Origin of the sequence: Aquabacterium sp. NJ1, assembly GCF_000768065.1 — a bacterium.
Classification (GTDB): domain Bacteria; phylum Pseudomonadota; class Gammaproteobacteria; order Burkholderiales; family Burkholderiaceae_C; genus Aquabacterium.
This window is the reverse complement of sequence record NZ_JRKM01000001.1, coordinates 762650-778526: the sequence shown is the minus strand read 5'-3', so window position 1 is coordinate 778526 and position 15877 is coordinate 762650. Positions and strand designations below refer to the sequence as shown.

13 protein-coding genes are annotated in these 15877 nt (G+C 63.2%); 8 read left to right on the top strand and 5 right to left on the bottom strand.

The window, feature by feature from the left end; genetic code table 11:
* Positions 1 to 4 precede the first annotated feature (4 nt).
* From JY96_RS23055 to JY96_RS03330, 3 genes are all read left to right on the top strand, one after another.
* Positions 5 to 223, top strand: a complete 219-nt coding sequence (locus JY96_RS23055; RefSeq protein WP_035034938.1) for a hypothetical protein — start codon at positions 5 to 7, stop codon at positions 221 to 223.
* 790 nt (positions 224 to 1013) lie between these two features.
* Entirely contained in the window at positions 1014 to 2084 is a 1071-nt protein-coding gene (locus JY96_RS03335) for a Gfo/Idh/MocA family protein (RefSeq protein WP_035034936.1), read from the top strand.
* Complete coding sequence (locus JY96_RS03330) at positions 2081 to 3091, top strand: NAD(P)-dependent oxidoreductase (RefSeq protein WP_035034935.1); 1011 nt, start codon at positions 2081 to 2083, stop codon at positions 3089 to 3091. The genes JY96_RS03335 and JY96_RS03330 overlap by 4 nt, the downstream gene beginning before the upstream one ends.
* Positions 3092 to 3118: 27 nt before the next feature.
* Here JY96_RS03330 and JY96_RS03325 read toward each other — a convergent pair whose 3' ends face one another.
* Complete coding sequence (locus JY96_RS03325; protein ID WP_161784231.1) at positions 3119 to 4252, bottom strand: glycosyltransferase; 1134 nt, start codon at positions 4250 to 4252, stop codon at positions 3119 to 3121.
* 98 nt (positions 4253 to 4350) lie between these two features.
* A complete protein-coding gene (locus tag JY96_RS03320; protein WP_035034932.1) occupies positions 4351 to 5475 on the bottom strand; it encodes an acyltransferase in 1125 nt (374 codons plus the stop codon).
* Between the two features lie 143 nt (positions 5476 to 5618).
* On the opposite strand from JY96_RS03320, the gene rraA reads away from it, so the two are divergent.
* Both rraA and JY96_RS03310 read left to right on the top strand, forming a co-directional pair.
* The gene (gene rraA / locus JY96_RS03315) at positions 5619 to 6116 is read left to right on the top strand and encodes a ribonuclease E activity regulator RraA (protein ID WP_035041014.1); all 498 of its coding nucleotides are present in this window, start codon (positions 5619 to 5621) and stop codon (positions 6114 to 6116) included.
* 44 nt (positions 6117 to 6160) lie between these two features.
* On the top strand, positions 6161 to 7522 hold the full coding sequence (locus JY96_RS03310) for an aminotransferase class I/II-fold pyridoxal phosphate-dependent enzyme (RefSeq protein ID WP_052162084.1): 1362 nt from the start codon (positions 6161 to 6163) through the stop codon (positions 7520 to 7522).
* On the opposite strand, the gene serB is transcribed toward JY96_RS03310, so the two are convergent.
* The gene (gene serB / locus JY96_RS03305; protein ID WP_035034931.1) at positions 7523 to 8221 is read right to left on the bottom strand and encodes a phosphoserine phosphatase SerB; all 699 of its coding nucleotides are present in this window, start codon (positions 8219 to 8221) and stop codon (positions 7523 to 7525) included.
* Positions 8222 to 8292: 71 nt separating this feature from the next.
* On the opposite strand from serB, the gene JY96_RS21900 reads away from it, so the two are divergent.
* Positions 8293 to 9027: a TfoX/Sxy family DNA transformation protein gene (locus JY96_RS21900; protein WP_052162083.1), complete on the top strand. Its 735-nt coding sequence runs from the start codon at positions 8293 to 8295 to the stop codon at positions 9025 to 9027.
* Between the two features lie 42 nt (positions 9028 to 9069).
* Positions 9070 to 10773 (top strand): NAD(P)/FAD-dependent oxidoreductase, encoded by a 1704-nt coding sequence (locus JY96_RS03295; RefSeq protein WP_035034926.1) that lies wholly within the window; start codon positions 9070 to 9072, stop codon positions 10771 to 10773.
* Here JY96_RS03295 and mfd read toward each other — a convergent pair.
* Positions 10755 to 14270: a transcription-repair coupling factor gene (gene mfd / locus JY96_RS03290; RefSeq protein WP_235334018.1), complete on the bottom strand. Its 3516-nt coding sequence runs from the start codon at positions 14268 to 14270 to the stop codon at positions 10755 to 10757. The two genes, JY96_RS03295 and mfd, sit on opposite strands and share 19 nt — an antisense overlap.
* Before the next feature lie 102 nt (positions 14271 to 14372).
* On the opposite strand from mfd, the gene ispD reads away from it, so the two are divergent.
* Positions 14373 to 15125 (top strand): 2-C-methyl-D-erythritol 4-phosphate cytidylyltransferase, encoded by a 753-nt coding sequence (gene ispD / locus JY96_RS03285; protein WP_035034922.1) that lies wholly within the window; start codon positions 14373 to 14375, stop codon positions 15123 to 15125.
* Here the strand turns inward: ispD and JY96_RS03280 are convergent.
* Positions 15070 to 15837 (bottom strand): zeta toxin family protein, encoded by a 768-nt coding sequence (locus tag JY96_RS03280; protein ID WP_081960999.1) that lies wholly within the window; start codon positions 15835 to 15837, stop codon positions 15070 to 15072. The genes ispD and JY96_RS03280 overlap by 56 nt on opposite strands.
* Between the last annotated feature and the right edge of the window lie 40 nt (positions 15838 to 15877).

Here is a 15877-nt window from a genome sequence, read left to right as displayed (position 1 = left end):
TCGGTTGCGGGGGCAGGAGCAGGTGCAGGAGCAGGAGCAGGAGCAGGAGCAGGAGCAGGAGCAGGAGCAGGAGCAGGAGCAGGAGCAGGAGCAGGAGCAGGAGCAGGTGCAGGTGCAGGAGCAGGTGCAGGTGCAGGTGCAGGAGCAGGAGCAGGAGCAGGTGCAGGTGCTGTGGCTTCAACGGGCGCCGCAATGGGGGTGCCCGCGGCAGTCAGATTGTTGACTGCCGATGTATCGGTCGGTGTATCGGCGCCGCCGCCGCCGCAGCCTGAGATCGCGGCGCTCACGCTGATCACGGCGATGCAGCAGTTGAGGAAGTTCAGGCGTTGACTGCGCTGAGCGAGTTCAGCTGCGGTGGTGGCGGACTTCAGTTTCAAGATGAGCCTCTGTGGTCGGGTCGCGTGGAGCAGATGGGAGAAGCGTATTCAATAAATGGCGTTCTTCAGCGCTGCATTTGTATGAAGAAGTTTCAGGGGCGCATCTGGCAATTGAGATTTCTGGGGGGTTAACCCGATGCTTTCGAAAGGTATGAACTCGGGGCCGAGGTGTGGTCTGCGAAATCGTGCACAGTCCGATGAGTCGGGGCTTGACAAATTTCGCAATACGGTGTTTGCCTGGCTGCCTTGTTGTCTGGGCTGGCGGACGCAACTTGATTCAATTTCCTGTTGCTTTGGAAACGCTCACGAAGTTGTCTCGCCCGTCATGTGTTGTGCGATGAGCTTGCCGGGTCTGTCGCGGGAGGTTGGCGCGCACGGTGGTGTGGTGGTCCACAGTGGGAGGCTTGCATGTTCTGGGGAATTTTTGGCCACGCATTATGCGGCGTGAATTTGTCCGCTATTTTACAACTGCCTTTTTTCGGAATCCGTCGACGAGTTCATGCGTAGATTGTTTGTGTCGTGCGTGTCCATCTCGATCGTGTATTGCGACGTGCCCCCGGGAGTTGGGGCTGTGAGCGCATGGGGCGGCAAGCTAAAATGAATCAGAAGTCATCGTATGAATTCCATGGGAGGCCCGTGCTGAAGGTTGCAATTATTGGCTGCGGCAAGATTGCTGATGGTCACGTCGAGCAAATACGAGCCATTGGGCGCGGCGAGGTGGTGGCAGTCTGCGACCGAGAGCCATTGATGGTCGAACAATTGGCTGTCCGCATGGGTATTCCTGGCCGCTTTGTTGATGCGCAGGAAATGTTGCGTGTCTGTCAGCCTGATGTCGTGCACATTGCGACGCCGCCTGAGTCTCATGTTGCCCTGGCATGCATGGCACTCAATGCGGGTTGCCATGTGTTTGTTGAAAAACCGTTTGCCTTGACCGCCGAAGACGCGCGGGTCATCCTGGACTTGGCACAACGACTGGGCAAGAAAGTCAGCGTCAATTACCTCTACAACTTCGAGCCTCCTGGTTTGGAGTTGGAGGGCATCGTGGCCAAGGGTGCCTTGGGTGACATTGTTCACCTCGACACGCTTTATGGCTACAACCTGAACGGCGACTACGGCCTTGCCGTGATGTCCGACCCAGGGCATTGGGTGCACCGTTTGCCCGGGAAGCTTTTCCACAATGTGCTGGACCATGTGCTTGCCAAAGTGGTTGCCCATATCGGGGATGACATTGACGTCAGGGTGATGGCCTTCCGCCGTCGGCCTGCCTCAGGCAATCAGGTGCTGGATGCGCTTTCTGACGAGTTGCGCTTCGTCTTGCGCAGTGGAGGCACCACGGTCACGGGCTTGATCAGTGCACACGGTCGCCCGGTCGCGCATGCCTTGCGGGTGGTGGGCACAAAAGACACGGTTGAGCTCGATTACACCGCGCGCACGCTGGTCAAGGCTGCCAACTGGTCGCAGCCTAGTGCCCTGGGGCGTCTGTTCCCTGCATTTGTGCAGGCAAGGGCCTTCTGGCGTAATGGCTGGCGCAATGTCGGGCTGTTCCGCCGACACGAATACCACTACTTTCAGTGCATGCGCGTATTGCTCAACAGGTTCTATGACGCAGTGGAAAACAATGACAAGGACCCCATACCGCCGGAGCACATCTTGCGTGTGTGTCATGTGATCGACCGACTGGTTGCCGGTATGGAGGTTCAGCCATGAAGGTGCTGGTAACGGGGGCAGGGGGCTTTCTGGGACGTCGCATTGTGGACAGCCTGTTGCGCCAGGGGGTGGAGCAGGTGCGCGTGCACGTCAGGCAATCGCCGCCGGCGGGGATGATGGAAGATCTGCGCGCCAGGTACCCCAAGGCGACGATCGAAGTGGCGCAGGCCAATCTGTTGTCCCGCGGGGCCTTGGAGCCCCTGGTGCAGGGCGTGGATTGTGTGATCCATGCCGCTGCAGGGATGAAAGGTGCGGCAGCGGACATGTTCGCAAACACCGTGCTGACGTCGCGCAACCTGCTGGAGGCCGCGTGCGCGCAGAAGGTTCGGCGCATCGTGCTGATCAGCTCGTTTTCGGTTTACGAGGCGGCGTCACTCAAGAGCGGGCAGGTGCTGACGGAAGCGACCCCCATTGAGCGCGTGGGGGTCGAGCGCGGGCCGTATGGCTACGCGAAGACGCGTCAGGAGCACATGTTCAATGAGTTTCAGCGTGAGCATGGCTTTGAGTCCGTGATCCTGCGCCCTGGTGTGATTTACGGGCCTGGCAGCGGCGCGTTCTCATCGCGCGTGGGTATTCGGGCCATGGGTTTCTTCTTCTCCCTGGGGGGCGGTGCCCTGCTGCCCCTGACCTATGTGGACAACTGTGCCGATGCGGTCGCCAAGGCCGCGTTGAGCGCGCCAGCCGGCAGTTCGTTCAGCGTGGTGGATGATGATCTGCCCAGCTGCAGCACCTACTTGAAGCTCTATCGTCGTGAGGTGGAGTCCATGCGTGTGGTGCCTGTGCCGTTCTGGGCCTTCCGCCTGGGTGCCAGGATGCTGGTGTCGTATCACAAGCGCTCGAAAGGGCAGTTGCCTGCCATTTTCACGCCCTATGTGGTTGACTCGATGTATCGCCCGCTTCGCTACAGCAACGCCGCCTTGAAAGCGATTGGCTGGACGCAACGTGTCAGTACGGAAGACGGCATCAAGCAGTCATTTCAGCATTGGCGGGCACAGCTCAAGAAATGATCACGCGGGCGGCTTGCAAGGGCTTGCTCAAAGCCTTGCAACGTCCTGGCAGACCTTGAGTGTTTCCTGGGCGACGTCATCCCAGGTTCTTTGCATGGCCTGGGCAATGGCTGCCCGATCCCAATGTGTGCGCAAGGCTTTTTCCAATGCGTTCTGGAGAATGTCTGCCTGCTTGGGTGGGATCAGAATGCCGTTGTGTTCATTGAGAATCTCCCGGGTGCCGCCTACATCGGTGGCCACAACCGGTCTGCCGCAAGCCAGCCCTTCGACCACCACATTCGGGTAGCCCTCTGACCAGCTTGGCAGGGTCAGTACATCAGCGGCACAGATCCATTCGGCTACCTGCTCGGGTGGCTGCCCGCCGGGAACGCGCACGCGACCTTGCAGGCCAGCTTGTTCGATCAAGCTGTGCAGCTCGGCCTTCATCACGCCATCACCGATGAGGGCCAGGCTCAGTTTGCTGTTTGTGCGGGCCATGGCCTGGAAGGCCTGGATCAGTTCCCGCATGCCTTTGGCTTCTACGAAACGACCAACGTAGATGATCACCTGCTCGTCCAGCGGGATGCCCAGGCGCTGGCGGATGGCTTGCTGGTCGCGTGGGTGGAACACGCTGGTGTTGAAGCCGTTGACGATGGTATGCACCTGTTCGGCAGGGGCGCCGAACTCATGAATGGCCGTCTGGCGCATGGCTTCACTGACGGTCAGCAAGGCGTCCACGCCGGCAATCGTGTGGCGTGTCATGTGCTCATTGATGCCAGAGCGCACGTGGATATCAGAGCCCAGCGCCCCCACGACGCAGGGCACACCCAGCTTGCGTGCCGTTCTCAAGGCGGCATAGCCGTCGGGGTAGACCCAGTAGGCGAGCACCACATCTGGCTTGAAAGCGGCTACGCGCGGCGTCAGCAGGTGGCTGCTCACATGGCCATTGATGGCACGCGATATCAGGGGAAAGACGGGGTAGGTGAAGGTTTCCACGTCGATGCCGTCGATGCGGTAGTCCGGCCCGACCTGGCCATCCAGAAAGCTGCGTGGCGCTACGAAGGGCAGCTTGGGATAGCGCGATTGCTGGAAGAACACCTTGACCGTGGCCAGCTTGGACAAGGCGCGCGCCGTTTCGTGGATGTAGCGCCCTCTGGTTTGGTCATGAGGGACCGGAAGCATGGGGGTCACGAGCGCGATGCGTGTCATGTGAAGGCTGTGCAGTGCTGGGTGCGCCCTATCAGGCCGGCTGGATGGCCGGAGCCCCTGGGCGGGAAAGATCAGGTTCGGGGGTGGAGTCGCCGCCGGATCGGCATTTCAAAGTACGTGTACGACAAATGGGCCAGGATCGACAGGATGGTCACGGCGATCAGGAAACCGACCAGAGGTGAATGCGTCCACGCAGCCAGGCGGGTTAGCATCGAGTAGAGCAGCAGTTGATGGAACAGGTAGATGCCATAGGAGGCCTGCCCCACTTTCACGACCAGCGACGAATTGACGAACCGCGCGAAAGGGCCCCCATTGTTCTGTGCACAAATGATCAGCAGTGGCAGCAGCAGTGTGGTGGCAATGGGCTCGATGATGTAGCCCACGCTGTATCGATAATTCAAGTTGCCGTTGAATGCACCGGATATGGGTAGGACGGCGAACAGCGCGAGCAGCAGCCAGGGATACCTCGCCTGGATTTGCTCGAACCATGATCTGACATGGGCTTGTTTGAGCAGCACAGCAAGCAGGCAACCAATCAACAGATGGTCGGCACGCATCTCCAGGGCGCGGTAGAGGTACTCGTCGCTGGCCAGGCCCAGCAGTTGCGCGCCGGCGCGGTAAACCCAGACGCTCAGCAAGAGGGCGGCGATGCCCTTGTCCAGTCGCATGCCTGCGCGCAGCATGAACGCCAGCGTGAGTGGCCAGATGAAGTAGAACTGTTCTTCAACGGCCAGGGACCAGCAATGCGACAGGAAGTGTGCGGGGGCGCCGTTCAGGGCTTGGTAATAGTTGAGCCCATACACCAGCGATGCGGCCAACGCACCCCATGGGATGACTTTATGCGCCAGCAGCAGCATGCCCGTGCCGACCAGCACATAGGCATAAAAAACCGGCATCAGGCGCGCGAATCGGCGCAGGTAGAAGGCACGCAGATTGATGCGGCCCTTGCGTTGGGTTTCGTCCAGCAGCATCCAGGTGATCAGGAAGCCGCTCAGCACGAAAAACATCTGAACGCCAGTGGCACCATAGAACAAGCCGGGACCACCACCGATGAACGCACCGGAGTGGTCTACCAATACGGAAAATACCGCCAGAGCCCGCAGGAAATCAAGGCCGGGGATGCGGTTGGTGGCCAGGGCCCGCGTCAGCGAACCTGTTTGTGCGATATCGACGGTGACTGGCTTGGAACCATCCATGAACTGCGGCCCTCAGCCAGCTTGAAAAGGGTGAAACGATAGCGGGTAATTCCGACGTGGGTCAATCGCTCAGCCCCGGGGGCTGTGTCATTTCAGTGTGAGCGACAATTCTCGCTGACTTGTATCCCCACGGAGAAATGAAGATGAGCACGCATTTTGCGACCTGCGATTTATGTGATGAGCACAAAAACGACACAGATGGTGATTTCCGTGTCTTGCCGCCCGTATTCAAGGACTACGGCAAGCGCATCCGGTTTTCGGGGCAGGTCGCCACGGTGAAGTGTTTTGAAGACAACACCCTGGTCAAGGCCGCGGTGGATTCTCCGGGCCTGGGGCGCGTGCTGGTCGTGGACGGCGGGGCTTCCGTGCGTCGTGCGCTGGTGGGCGGTAATCTGGGCAAGGCCGCTGCCAGGAATGGTTGGGCGGGTGTGGTGGTCGATGGCTGTGTGCGCGACTCCGCCGAGCTGGCCGAGTGCGATGTGGGTATCCGCGCCCTGGGCCTGATGCCGCTACCGACCGAAAAGCGCAACGAAGGCCAGAAGGACATCGCGGTGCAGATTCAGGGTGTCTGGGTGCGGCCCGGCGACTGGTTATACGCCGATGAAGACGGCATGGTCATCATGAGCCAGCCTGCTGCATAATTTTGTAGTGCGAAATATCATCCATGGGGCTTTATACTGGCTCCATGGACGAATGCAAACTGGTGCTTCAGGGAACGCTGGCTGACTTTGTCGCTACCCTGGATGCCCGCCAGGATGGCGGCCAGCACGCCCATGGCTCGCTTGTCGAGCGCTTCAGGCAGTTGCCTGTGCTGTGGGATCAGATGCTGGACCTGTTCAAGGTCGACACGTTTTCCAAGCAGATTCAAGGGCCGCTTTTGACGAAAGTTGCGGCCAGTGACCGGCGTGGCCGTCCGCTTGGGCAATGCCTCAACTTCGCCACCCAGGACTACCTGGCCTTGTCCTACCACCCCGCCATCCGCCAGGCGGCCATTGACGCCATCGAAACCTATGGTGTGCACGCTGCGGGCAGCCCTGCGCTGGTGGGCAATTCAGTGCCCTCCGTGTCGCTGGAGCGGGCCATGTCGCAATGGCTGGGCATGGCCGAGTGTGTGTTGTTCCCGACCGGCTGGGGTGCCTGTTTCGGCGCGGTGAAAGCGCTGGTCCGGCGTACGGATCACGTGGTGCTGGACGAATTGGCGCACGCCAGCCTGCAGGAAGGTGCCCGGGCGGCAACCAGCAGCGTCTACGCCTTTCGCCATCTGTGTGTGAACAGCCTGGAGCGCCGCTTGAAGCGCCTGCGAGCCCAGGACCCGAGCGGTGGCATCCTGGTGGTGACCGAGTCGCTCTATTCGATGGATTCGGATGTGCCGGATCTGAGGGCGCACCAGGAACTGGCCCATCGTTATGGCGCCAATTTGCTGGTGGATGTGGCGCATGACCTGGGTGTCCTGGGGCGAGCACATGGCCTGGGTGCCTTGGAGGTGCAGGGCCTGCTGGGGCAGATCGACCTGGTGGTGGGCAGTTTCTCCAAGGCCTTTGCCGCCAATTGCGGTTTCGTGGCCAGCAATCACCCGGGTTTGAAGCTGGCCATGCGTTTTGGCTCAGGCCCCAACACCTTTTCGACGGCGCCGTCACCGATTCAGACGTCGGTGGCGCTCAAGGGGCTGGAGATCGTCCAGTCCAGTGAGGGCCTGGCCTGTCGTCAGCGCATCGCCGAGCGCGCAACGGCCTTGCGGCAGACGCTCACGGGCATGGGTTTGCAGGTGCTGGGGCAGCCCAGTGCCATCGTGCCGGTGCTCATGGGCGGCGTGGCGCGCTCCAGGCTGACCGCGCGCTTCATGGTCGAGCAAGGTGTGCTGGTCAACCTGGTGGAGCACCCGGCCGTGGCACGCAACACGAGTCGCTTGCGTCTGCAACTGATGGCCACGCATGAGCCCGAGCATCTTCAGGCCTGTGCCGAGGCCTTGGGCACGGCCATCGATCAGGCCGATGGCATGCTGAGCGACATCAACGCGGGCCGGGGCCCGCAGTCCCAGCTGGTTTGATCAGCGCACGACTTCGAGCACGCGGTCCAGGCCGCCTTCATTGATGGCGATCATGGCCTGCTCGCGCACCTTGGGCTTGGCGTGGTAGGCCACGCTCAGGCCCGACACGCCCATCATCAGCAGGTCGTTGGCGCCATCACCCACGGCGATGGATGCTTTCGGGTCACAGCCGATGCGGGTGCACAGGTTCAGCAGGTGCTGTTTCTTGGCCTCGCCGTCCACGATGTCGCCCAGCACATGGCCTGTCAGCAGGCCGCCCTCGATTTCGAGCGTGTTGGAGTGCGCCTCGTGCATGCCCAGGCGCTCTTTCACACGGTCTGCAAAGAAGGTGAAGCCGCCGGAGACCAGCAGGGTCTGCAGGCCGGCTGCCTTGGCGGCGTTGATCAGTTCGGGTGCGCCAGGGTTGATCTTCAGGCGCTGCGTGTACACCTCCTGAAGGGCCTCGGCGGGCACGCCCTTGAGCAGCGCCACACGGCGACGCAGGCTGTCCTTGAAGTCGGTGATCTCGCCGCGCATGGCCGCCTCGGTGATCGCGGCGACTTCGGCCTTCTTGCCCACGGCGTCCGCGATCTCGTCGATGCACTCGATGCTGATCAGCGTGGAGTCCATGTCGAAGGCAATGGCCTTGAACGACGAGAGCGTCAGGGTGGGCGTGAAGCGCTGGATGACGAGGCCTGGGGCAAATTCTTGAGCGGACATGGATCTGGTCTGGGCGGCACGGGAAAGGCGTGATTATCCCCGGCCTTGGCCGGCCCGCGTATGCTTGCGGCATGACCGCCCCCGCATCAGCCAGTCAAAAGCAGGCGTTTGCCAACTTCGTCGTGGAGTTGATGGCCGGCTTTGCGCCCGTGCAGGCCAGGCGCATGTTTGGTGGCTTCGGCATGTTCCATCAGGGCCTGATGCTGGCCATCATCATTGAAGACAAGCTGTACTTCAAGGTGGACGATGTCAGTGAGCCGCGTTTTGTGCAGCGTGGCTTGCCCCGTTTTCAGTACGAGTCCAAGGGCGGGCGCACCGCCTCCTTGCGTTACTGCGAAGCACCGCCTGAGGTGTACGACGAGCGTGAGCACATGGCGGAGTGGACGCGTCTGGCCTATGAGTGTGCGGTGCGTCAGCAGAAGAAGCCGGCCAGGGCGAGCAAATCCAGGCTTGGCGCCAAGGCGCGGGGCGGGGCGCCCGTCGCGGCTGCCGAGGGTGACGAGGCTGATGAGGTCAATGAGGTTCACGCCACCGTGGCGGACTTGAGGAACCTGGGCCCCAAGAGCCTGGAGATGCTGGCCAAGGCGGGGATCCATTCGGCGGACGATCTGCAGCGACTGGGGGCCGTGATGGCTTATGCCCGCACCAAGGCGGTCTGCCCCAAAGCTAGCCTGAACCTGTTGTGGGCGCTGGAGGGTGCTCTCACGGGCCGGGACTGGAAGGTGGTGGCCGAGACAGACCGCGCCAGCCTGCTCATGGCGCTGGAAGACGTGCAGCACCACCTGGTGAGCAAAAGGGCGCGGTGAGGCCGGCGCGGGGTGACGTCCCCTTTGAGATAATCCCGGCCTATGCTGCGAATCACCGAACTGCGCCTTCCCCTGAACCATGCCGAGGGCGACTTGCGCCCCGCCATCGTGGCCCGATTGGGCATCCAGGACAAGGAACTCCAGGACTTCACCGTTTTCCGTCGTGCTTACGACGCGCGCAAGAAGTCGGCCATCGTCCTGATCTACACGGTCGATTGCGCGTTCGTGAACGAAGAGGTCGAGCAACGCGTGGCCAAGCAGTGGTCTGGCGACAACCACATTCGCCCCACACCCGATACCGGCTACAAGTTCGTGGGCCATGCGCCGGCAGATTTCCAGCAAGAGAAACGCCCCATGGTGATCGGCTTCGGGCCCTGCGGTCTGTTTGCCGCCTTGATCCTGGCGCAGATGGGCTTGCGGCCCATCGTGCTGGAGCGCGGCAAGCAGGTGCGCGAACGCACCAAGGACACCTGGGGCCTGTGGCGCCAGAGCGTGCTCAACCCGGAGTCGAACGTGCAGTTCGGCGAAGGCGGGGCGGGCACGTTTTCGGATGGCAAGCTCTACAGCCAGATCAGCGACCCGCGCCACCTCACACGCAAGGTGCTGACCGAATTCGTCAAGGCCGGCGCGCCTGAAGAGATCATCTACGTGAGCAAGCCGCACATCGGCACCTTCCGCCTGGTCAGCATGATCGAGAAGATGCGTGCGGACATCGAGGCGCTGGGCGGCGAGATCCGCTTCCAGCAGCATGTGACCGACGTGATGATCGACCAGGGTCGCATCCGTGGCGTGGTGCTCGAAAGCGGTCAGCAGATCGAGGCAGACCACGTGATCATCGCCCTGGGTCACAGCGCCCGCGACACCTTCAAGATGCTGCACGAGCGTGGTGTCTACATGGAAGCCAAGCCCTTCTCGATCGGCTACCGTGTGGAGCACCCGCAAAGCATCATCGACAAGGCGCGCTTTGGCCCCAATGCGGGCAACGAGATCCTGGGTGCGGCCGATTACAAGCTGGTCCACCATGCCAAGAATGGCCGCGCGGTTTACAGCTTCTGCATGTGCCCGGGTGGCACGGTGGTGGCGGCCACGTCCGAGCCCAACCGCGTGGTCACCAATGGCATGAGCCAGTACTCGCGCAACGAGCGCAATGCGAATGCCGGCATCGTGGTGGGCATCTCGCCGCAGGACTACCGGCAAGACGGGTTGCATGAGGGGCCGGTGAACCCACTGGACGGGATCGCTTTCCAGCGATTCTGGGAGTCGCGCGCCTACGAGTTGGGTGAGGGCAACTACATGGCCCCGGGTCAGCTGGTGGGGGACTTCATCAAGGGGCAGCGCAGCAAGGTGCTGGGCAATGTGATGCCGTCCTACAAGCCCGGCGTCACGCTGACGGATCTGGCACAGAAGGGCAATGGCAGCTTGCCTGACTACGCGCTGGCCGCCATTCGCGAGGCCCTGCCCGCGTTCGAGAAGCAGATCAAGGGCTTCTCCATGCCGGACGCGATGCTGACCGGCGTGGAAACGCGCACCTCGTCACCACTGCGCATCACGCGTGGTCGCGATTACCAGAGCCTCAACGTCAAGGGTCTGTACCCGGCGGGTGAGGGCGCTGGTTATGCCGGCGGCATCATGTCCGCAGGGGTCGATGGCATCGAGGTGGCCGAGGCCGTGGGGGCCTCGATCCTGGGTGTCGAGGCGCCTGCCACGAAGAACGGCGCCAGGCCCGGTCAGGCCTTGATGGGCTGACCCAGTTGCCGCAGCAGATCGCGCACGTACTGGGCGCGGTCCTTCGGGTCTGACAAGGCCTTCTCGATGCGCAGCTTGTCGTTGCCGGCCAGCTTGATGTGCTTGTTCTTCTGGACGAGCTCGATGATGCGCATGGGCTCCACCGGCGGGTTGGGGCGGAAGGTGATGTTGATGATGCCCGGTGCGGCATCGATCTTGACCACGCCATAAGGCTTGGACTGCACGCGCAGCTTGTGCGTGTCGAACAGGGCCTGCGCCTGCGGTGGCAGCTTGCCGAAGCGGTCCACGATTTCTTCGAGCATGGTCTCGATCTTGTCGAGCGAGTCGGCCGTGGCCAGGCGCTTGTACAGGCTCAGGCGCACATGCACGTCGCCGCAGTAGGCGTCGGGCAGCAGGGCCGGGGCATGCAGGTTCACGTCGGTGTTGCTGCCGAACATGCCCAACGGTGAGAGCAGGTCGGGCTCCTTGCCGGCCTTCAGGGAACGCACAGCTTCGCCCAGCATCTCGTTGTACAGCTGGAAGCCCACTTCCATCATGTTGCCGCTCTGGTTGTCGCCCAGCACCTCGCCGGCACCGCGGATCTCCAGGTCGTGCATGGCCAGGTAGAAGCCCGAGCCCAGCTCCTCCATGTTCTGGATGGCATCCAGGCGTTGGGCGGCCTGCTTGGTCAGGCCTTCCACATCGGGCACCAGCAGATAGGCGTAGGCCTGGTGGTGCGAGCGGCCTACGCGGCCACGCAACTGGTGCAGCTGGGCCAGGCCGAACTTGTCGGCGCGGCTGATCACGATGGTGTTGGCCGAGGGCACGTCGATGCCGGTTTCGATGATGGTCGAGCACAGCAGCACGTTGTGGCGTTGGGCCACGAAGTCGCGCATCACCCGCTCCAGTTCGCGCTCGGGCATCTGGCCGTGCGCAATGGCGATGCGGGCTTCGGGGATGAGCTCGGTGAGCTTGTCGCGCCGGTTCTCGATGGTCTCCACCTCGTTGTGCAGGAAGTAGACCTGGCCACCGCGCTTGAGCTCGCGCAGCACGGCTTCGCGGATGGTGTTGCTGCTCTCTGATCGAACGAAGGTCTTGATGGCGAGGCGGCGTTGCGGTGCGGTGGCGATGACGGAAAGATCACGCAGGCCTTCCATGGCCATGCCCAGCGTACGCGGGATGGGTGTGGCGGTCAGTGTGAGCACGTCGATGTCGGCGCGCATGGCCTTGATGGCCTCCTTGTGGCGCACCCCGAAGCGGTGTTCTTCGTCGATGATCAAGAGGCCCAGGCGCTTGAACTTGACCGAGTCGCTCAGCAGCTTGTGCGTGCCGATCACGATGTCGATGCTGCCGTCTTCCAGGCCTTGCATGGCGGCCTTGATTTCCTTGGCAGAGCGGAAGCGCGACATCTCCGCCACCTTCACAGGCCATTGCGAGAAACGGTCCGAGATGTTCTGGTAGTGCTGTTCAGCCAGCAAGGTGGTGGGCGCCAGCAGCACGACCTGCTTGCCGCCTGTCACCGCCACGAAAGCCGCGCGCAGGGCCACCTCGGTCTTGCCGAAACCCACGTCGCCGCAGACCAGGCGGTCCATGGGCCGCGGGCTGATCATGTCCTGGATGACGGCGTGGATGGCCGCGCGCTGGTCGGCTGTTTCTTCAAAGCCGAAGCTGGCCGCAAAGGCCTCGTAGTCCTGGGCGCTGAACCTGAAGGCAAAGCCTTCGCGGGCTGCACGGCGGGCATACAGGTTGAGCAACTCGGCGGCGGTGTCGCGCACCTGCTCGGCTGCCTTGCGCTTGGCCTTGTCCCATTGCGGCGAGCCCAGCTTGTGCAGCGGCGCTTCTTCGGCGCTCACGCCGGTGTAGCGGCTGATCAGGTGCAGCTGCGACACGGGCACATACAGCGTGGCCTTGTCGGCGTACTCCAGGTGCAGGAACTCGGAAGGGCCATCACCCAGGTCCAGGTTGATCAGGCCCTGGTAGCGGCCGATGCCGTGGTTGCTGTGCACCACCGGGTCGCCCACATTCAGCTCGCTCAGGTCCTTGATGAGCGAGTCCAGATCGGTGACCTGCTCGGACTTGCGGCGCCGGCGCGTGGTGGGCGTGGCGTCGAACAGTTCGGTTTCGGTCACGAACTGGATGCCGGCTTTCGCGTTCGCCAGGTCGTTCCAGATGAAGCCGGCGGCGAGCGGTGCGGCCGTGATCGCGTGGCGGTGGTCGCTGTCGACAAAGGCCTGCAGCGTGTCGATGCTGGGCAGGTTGATGCGGTGGTCGCGCAGCAGCTCCATCAGGCTTTCACGGCGGCCGGCGCTTTCGGCCACCACCAGCACGCGTTGCCCGGCCTTGTCGGTCTTGTCGATGTGCTGTTCGAGCTTGCGCAACGGGTCCTGGCCGCCGCGCTCGACGCTCAGGTCGGGCAGGGGGCGAGCCCACGCGCCAGCTTGAGATGGCGCCTGCCCAGGCTCGGTGGGCTCGGTGCCGCGCACCACCAGTTGCGCGTGCACGTTCGCCAACGTGAAGAAGTCGTCCACCTTGAGGAAAATGTCCTCAGGAGGCAGCAGCGGGCGTTCAGGGTCATGCTGCAGGAAGCGGTGGCGCTCCTTGGTCTCGGTCCAGAAGCGGCGCAGCGCTCCGTCGATGTCGCCATGCAGCACCAACGCTGCCTGCTCGCCCAGGTGCTGGAACAGCGTCGAGGTCTCGTCGAAGAACAGGGGCAGGTAGTACTCGATGCCCGCGGTTGCCACGCCCGTGCCGATGTCCTTGTAGATGCGGGATTTGGTGGGGTCGCCTTCGATGCGCTCGCGCCAGCGCTTGCGGAAGGCGCCACGTGCGGCTTCGTCCATCGGGAATTCGCGGCCGGGCAGCAGGCGCACTTCGGGCACGGGGTAAAGGCTGCGTTGCGAGTCCGGGTCGAAGGTGCGGATGGAGTCGATCTCATCGCCGAACAGGTCCACGCGATAGGGCACCGGCGAGCCCATGGGGTAGAGGTCGATCAGGCCGCCGCGCACGGCGTATTCACCCGGCGACACCACCTGGCTGACGTGCGTGTAGCCGGCCAGTGTCAGCTGCGATTTCAGGGCCGCTTCATCGAGCTTCTGCTTTTGCTTGAAGTGGAAGGTGTAGGCGGCCAGGAAGGAGGGCGGCGCCAGGCGCGTGAGACCCGTGGTGGCCGGCAGCAGCACCACGTCCACGCCGGTGTCCGACTTCACGCCCTGCTGGATGCGCCACAGCGTGGCCAGGCGCTCCGAGATCAGGTCCTGGTGGGGCGAGAAGGTGTCGTAGGGCAGCGTTTCCCAGTCCGGGAAGACGGCGCAGCGCAGGTCCGGCACGAAGAAGGCCATTTCGTCGAGCAGACGCTGGGCATCGGCCGGGTCGGCGGTCATGACGGCGGTGAGCTGGCCCTGCGCCTTGCGGCTTTGCGCGAAGTGGGCCAGCAGCAGGGCGTCACCCGAGCCCGCAGGGCGCGGCACGGTGAAGCGTTTGCCAGGGGCGATTGAGGGCAGGGGCAGGGCGGGCAGCATGGCGTGCGGAAATGACAATAGCCCGGTCACAAGGGTGGCCGGGCGTGTGTGGCGAATTCAAACTCTATCCAGAGCGCATTTTAGGTGGGGGACAATCCCCCCATGTCTTTGACGATTGCCTCACACGAGTTCAAACCCCGTGCGTTTGCCCTGGTCCCCTGCGCTGGCGTGGGTGAGCGGGCAGGCGTGGGCGGGCCCAAGCAGTACCACCCGATTGCGGGCAAGGCCGTTGTCGCCCACACGCTGGCGGCACTCGCTGCGGTGCCCAGGCTGGCTGCCACGCTGGTCGTGCTGTCGCCGGGCGATACCCAGTTCGAGCAGCATGTGCCTGGCTTCGAAGGCGAGCATGGCTGGGTGGCGCGCGTGGGCGGCGCCTCTCGCGCGGAGAGCGTGGCCAACGGCCTGGGCGAATTGCTGGCCCGCGGTGCCCAGCCACACGACTGGGTGCTGGTGCATGACGCTGCACGCTGTCTGATCCAGCCGGATTGGGTCGAGCGCCTGATCGATGCCTGCGAAGACGACGAGGTGGGCGGCTTGCTGGCCTTGCCGCTGGCCGACACCTTGAAGGCGGCTGTGGTGGGCTCGCAAGGCGAAGCCCGCGTGCAGGCCACGGTGGACCGCGCTGGCAAGTGGGCCGCCCAGACGCCACAGATGTTCCGACTTGGCCTGTTGCGCCCGGCCTTGCTGTCCGCACTGGCCGATCCGGAAACCGCCGCAGCCATCACGGACGAGGCCAGTGCCATCGAGGCGCTGGGGCACCAGCCTCGACTGGTGCAAGGCGCCTACGACAACTTCAAGGTCACTTGGCCGGGCGATTTCGCTTTGGCCGAGCGTCTGCTGGCGACGCGTCCTTGAGATCTGCCGATGCCGGCACGGTCTGCAAGTCCGATTGCAGCTTGAGCGCGGCCATCACCACGGGCTTGGCCCAGTCTGGCGTGTTCATCAGCTCCTGCGCCGTGGCGGGCACCAGCACATCAGCCTGATGCGCGGGCGTGCCTGGCTGACCAGCTTGCCGCCAATGCAGCAGCAGGCGTGGTTTCGGGGCCTTGCCCTTGTGCGGATCAGCATCTTCGCTGTTGTCATAGACGCGCAGTTCGCTCAGGTGCGGCAACAACTCGATGAGCTGCAGCCGGCTCTGGTCAAAACGGCGGCGGATATCGGCCTCGGGGATGTCATGCCCACCCTTTTTGACGCGCGCCTTCACCCGCGCCAGGTGGTGCTCCGGGCTGGCCAGGCCCACGTACCAGATCCGAACCTCAAAGCCCTTGGCTGAGGCTTCCTTGAGCAAGGCTGCAAAGCTCTTGCCGCCCAGTGTCGTCTCGAAGTTGTAGTCCTGACCGTGCGCGATGGCGTGTTGCAGCAGGCGCTTGCCTTCATGCCAGGCGGCACTGTTGGCTTGCGTCGCGCTGAGATGTGGCTGCGCGGCGCGGATGCGTGCCGCGGCTTCGTCCGGGTTGAAGTACTCGGCACCGCGCAGGCGGATCGTGGCGCCGCCGATGCTGCTCTTGCCAGCACCGTTGGTGCCGGCCAGCACAAAAAGTCGGGGAACGTGGGCAGGTTTGGCCACGGCGTGTCTCTCTGAATTTTGAATAGGGGATCACATGCCG

Coding starts and splice junctions, on each gene's coding strand:
- rraA (WP_035041014.1), top strand. CDS start 5,619: ATGAGCACGCATTTTGCGACCTGCGATTTATGTGATGAGCACAAAAAC.
- JY96_RS03310 (WP_052162084.1), top strand. CDS start 6,161: ATGGACGAATGCAAACTGGTGCTTCAGGGAACGCTGGCTGACTTTGTC.
- JY96_RS03320 (WP_035034932.1), bottom strand. CDS start 5,475: ATGGATGGTTCCAAGCCAGTCACCGTCGATATCGCACAAACAGGTTCG.
- JY96_RS21900 (WP_052162083.1), top strand. CDS start 8,293: ATGACCGCCCCCGCATCAGCCAGTCAAAAGCAGGCGTTTGCCAACTTC.
- mfd (WP_235334018.1), bottom strand. CDS start 14,270: ATGCTGCCCGCCCTGCCCCTGCCCTCAATCGCCCCTGGCAAACGCTTC.
- JY96_RS03295 (WP_035034926.1), top strand. CDS start 9,070: ATGCTGCGAATCACCGAACTGCGCCTTCCCCTGAACCATGCCGAGGGC.
- JY96_RS03325 (WP_161784231.1), bottom strand. CDS start 4,252: ATGCTTCCGGTCCCTCATGACCAAACCAGAGGGCGCTACATCCACGAA.
- JY96_RS03330 (WP_035034935.1), top strand. CDS start 2,081: ATGAAGGTGCTGGTAACGGGGGCAGGGGGCTTTCTGGGACGTCGCATT.
- ispD (WP_035034922.1), top strand. CDS start 14,373: ATGTCTTTGACGATTGCCTCACACGAGTTCAAACCCCGTGCGTTTGCC.
- serB (WP_035034931.1), bottom strand. CDS start 8,221: ATGTCCGCTCAAGAATTTGCCCCAGGCCTCGTCATCCAGCGCTTCACG.